Below are 2,870 nucleotides of genomic sequence, written 5' to 3'. Positions count from 1 at the left end.
CAAAGAGATTGTTGTAGTGACCCATGCTACGAAGCGGTCTTTCTTGACCAAGGTTGGGACGGTCTACTACTATTTCTAAGATACAAGGTTGGGTTGAGGAACGAAAACCAACATTTTCGAGCATTTGTTGGGTAACACTAAAGTTCAACCCAACCTACAATTATCCTTAACTGAACCGTATTCAACTATGGGCTAATTTTTTCCTACATTCTGATTGTTTTGATGGGTTTTTAGTTCATCAAACATCCTCTAATATAACAGCCTGTTTATTTTATTTCAAGAAAGGCTAACAGTATGAAATACAGTTTTACGCTTAAATATTGTCATACTACTTTTAGTAGCCAACATGATGATAATTTATATCATATTTAAATAGCGGTCTCAAAAGACAATATGTCAAACCATATTTGTGCTTAAAAATGTATTTGATATTTAGTTAACAAGCTTACAAGACAGTCTGTCAGAGACTTTTGTTGAATGTTAGTGTTAGAGTGATGAATATCCAGGATAGGCATTTAAAGAGGCTCTGTTTAATTTTTGTTGCGTGATTAATGTTGTATCCGGTGTTAGAAAGTGGCAAGAAATACAGAAATCAACTGGACATCTCTAGTTAAATAGAGAATATTACGAGGAAGAATTAAGGAAGCTCTTCAAATAATTAGTAATTCGTAATTCGTAATTCGTAGTTATGTTTCATGACGGGTATCGAACCCTATTTAATTACGAATTAGGCTAGTACAACACGGCGGAAATAAGCAGACCATTAAAAGCTACGAAAATTTAGCTGATGCGAGGGTTCAAAGATGGTATGTGTATTTACGCCGCACGGTACTAGTGCAGCGTCTCGAATAGAGCCTAATTACTAATTACGAATTATCATGGAAGGATTTGTTACTTGTAGAGCCTAACTCTTCATCGTAAAGTCTATCCAATAAGGATAAGAACTTGTGGATAGAGTTTCACAATTTTTGACTATTTGACCAATTGAATATTCAGACTGTTCAAACTTGCTTGATGGCAAGAAAATTGGAGGAAAAGCTATGAATTTTCTCTCAGATACAGTGATGCTTTCGCGCATCCAATTTGCTGTCACCAGCATTTTTCACATGTTTTGGCCTATCCTCACAATTGGGATGTCTTGGTATTTGGTTGTGATGGAAATACTCTGGCTAAAAACAAAAAATCCCGACTACTATCGCCATGCACGTTTTTGGTCAAAAATCTACATTCTCAATTTTGGACTTGGTGTTGCTTCAGGCGTAGCGATTGAATTTGAATTCGGCGCAAACTGGGCACCATTTTCTTTAGCTGTTGGTGACTTTTTAGGCAGTATTTTAGGCTTTGAAGGCACGATGGCATTTATGCTAGAGGCTGCTTTCCTCGGCATTATGATACATGGTTGGAATCGGGTGCCACCGCTTATGCACTTGCTAGCAACTATGTTTGTGGCAATTGGTGCTACTCTTTCATCTTTCTGGATTATTGTCGCCAATTCATGGATGCAAACACCAGCAGTTGGGGAAATGGTGAATGGTAAATTTTTGGTTCGTAGTTACCTAGAAGCCATTTTTAACCCAGCAGCTTTGAATAGCTGGTTTCACATGGTATTGGCTATTCTCGAAACCGCCTTGTTTGTAATTGGTGGGATCAGTGCTTGGTATATTCTCAACAAACGCCATCAAGCATTTTTCAGCAAATCTTTCAAAACGGCGATCGCTCTGGCTATTCTCATCACTCCACTGCAAATTCTTGTTGGTCACTTCAGTGGTGAACAAGTATACCACAACCAACCTACCAAATTAGCAGCAATGGAAGCTTTGTGGGAAACTGTACCGGCTGGTGAGTCTGCACCTTGGAATATTTTGGTTTTACCGAATGTCAAAGAGGGTAAGAACAACTGGACACTCAGCGTACCAGGTGGTTTAAGCAGGGTTTTGGAAATGAAGCCCAAGCTTTCCGAACCTGTACTTGGTTTAAATGAGTGGAGACCTCAAGACCGACCCCATGCGGTTTCCCTAATATTTTATACCTTCCGCATCATGGCAGGTATTGGTTTCCTGCTCGTGGGTTTGATGGGAGTGAGTGTCATCCAATGGTTACGGGGTAAGTTATCTGTAGAAAATATTACCGAACAACCCTGGTTGCTGCGTGCTTGGATATTGGCTGCACCTTTAGGATATCTTGCTGTTGAATGTGGCTGGATGGTGCGAGAAGTTGGCAGACAACCTTGGATTGTTTACGGGCAAATCCGTACTGCTGATGCTGTTTCTAATGTACCAGCAAGCAATGTTCTAGTTTCACTAATTGCCTACACCAGCATCTACTTGCTGTTATTCGCCAGCGCTTTATACTTTGGTAGCCGTATTGTCCGCCAAGGGCCAAATTTAGAACTACCATTGCCCAATCATGCTTTCCTACAGGACAGCAAGACAGAAAACATTACCGCAACACAACCGGAGATTTCATGGAAGCCATAAATACTACTCTACCACTACTCTGGTTTGGACTTGTTGCCTTGTTCCTCACCTTGTATCTAATCACAGATGGCTTTGATTTAGGCGTGGGGATTCTGACACTGACTGCTGCTAACGAAGAACGTCGCGGGATAATTATCAATACCTTAAGCAGTGTTTGGGATGCCAATGAAACTTGGTTGGTATGTACGGGAGGTTTGTTGTATGGTGCTTTTCCCCTCGCCTACGCTACTATTGTCAACGCCTTGTACATCCCTATTACTCTAATGGTGATTGGGTTTATCTTCCGCGCCGTATCCTTTAGACATCTCCAAAATAGTATGTTTTGTGGTAAAAGAGCATCATGAGGTATTTTTTGACATAAACAATGAGTAATATACTGAATTACATTGAAGA

The 2,870-nt window shown here is 40.3% G+C and carries 1 protein-coding gene and 1 pseudogene; both read left to right on the top strand.

The genetic code is table 11. The features are described 5' to 3' along the window. Nucleotides 1–1,040: 1,040 nt before the first annotated feature. Entirely contained in the window at nucleotides 1,041–2,477 is a 1,437-nt protein-coding gene (locus tag V7L07_RS24120; protein WP_335061366.1) for a cytochrome ubiquinol oxidase subunit I, read from the top strand. Further along, nucleotides 2,465–2,776, top strand: a pseudogene (locus V7L07_RS24115) (cytochrome d ubiquinol oxidase subunit II); the annotation flags it as partial. The gene V7L07_RS24120 and the pseudogene V7L07_RS24115, both read left to right, overlap by 13 nt. Nucleotides 2,777–2,870 lie beyond the last annotated feature (94 nt).

Source organism: Nostoc sp. (assembly GCF_036916985.1).
GTDB lineage: Bacteria > Cyanobacteriota > Cyanobacteriia > Cyanobacteriales > Nostocaceae > Nostoc.
The sequence above is the reverse complement of the archived record's forward strand: the minus strand, read 5'-3'. Positions and strand labels throughout refer to the sequence as shown.

What these genes read in the sequence shown, in the direction of transcription:
- V7L07_RS24120 (WP_335061366.1), top strand. Translation starts at nt 1,041, where the DNA reads ATGAATTTTCTCTCAGATACAGTGATGCTTTCGCGCATCCAATTTGCT.